Source organism: Polynucleobacter sp. MG-28-Ekke-A2 (assembly GCF_035012985.1).
In the GTDB taxonomy this organism is placed as follows: Bacteria; Pseudomonadota; Gammaproteobacteria; order Burkholderiales; family Burkholderiaceae; genus Polynucleobacter.
On sequence record NZ_JAYGQU010000058.1, the window covers coordinates 1 to 870 of the forward strand.

The 870-nt window shown below is 49.4% G+C and carries 1 protein-coding gene; it reads right to left on the reverse strand.

What is annotated here, in order from left to right; all coding sequences use genetic code 11:
- Window positions 1-691, reverse strand: a 691-nt coding sequence (gene istA / locus VC188_RS11905; protein WP_323484106.1) for an IS21 family transposase, incomplete at its 3' end; no start/stop codon positions are given.
- Between the last annotated feature and the right edge of the window lie 179 nt (window positions 692-870).

An 870-nucleotide genomic window follows, 5' to 3' on the forward strand; every position in this document is an offset into this window, starting at 1 on the left:
CTTGCGGTTCATAGCGATCGGGGTTGGCAACCAGGCTTCTCGGATTATCGGGAACGATGACCTGCGTTACCCCACCAAAATACTCAAAGGCCTTGCGGTGACCCAGCAACCAATCTTCAGTCTTTTGCGCTCTCGTTGCTAATGCAAAGGTATAACTTGAAGCCCCCAGAACCGCTACAAAGATTTGTGCCTTGGTAATTTCACCAGTGAGCACATCAATGATGGGGATTGTGGGGCCAGCATAATCGACAAAGCATTTTTCACCGGCCTTGTGGATTTGGCGCATCGAGAGTTTGAGGGTTTTGGTAAAGCGGCTGTAGTGTTCGCAAAAGGCCGAGTAGCTGTATGTCTTGCCATCTGTGCTCGCAACGTACTCGTGCCAGAGCAACTGCAAAGTCATGCATTTGTTTTTAAGCTCTTGATGTATCAGCGCAAAGTTGGGCAAAACATAGGGTGTAGCGCGGGCCAGCTCAGAGGCATTGGGAGTGAGCGTGTAGCGCAAACGCGCCTCATCCCAGTTCTGTACATTCTTCCAGTCGATTTTGGCAGCGCACGCTAGCTGGCAATATTTGACTACGACACCTTTGGATAACTCTAAAGATCTGGCAATGGCCTCCATTGAGAGGTGGCACTCAAAGCGTAGCCGTAGAACTTCTTTAATTTTTCGCATGGTAATTGCTTTACTGGACATGGGGAGCCTAAAAAGCTCCACCTTATCGGGTTCATCAAATTACCTTCCAACACCAAGGGCCTGGATTCCAAAAGCGAGTTAAAAACGGTCACGCTGAGTCTGGAATCAGCGGTCACGATCTATTTGGAATGACCGGTCATATTGCTGGAATGGGCGGTCACGTTGGGCTGGAATACGCA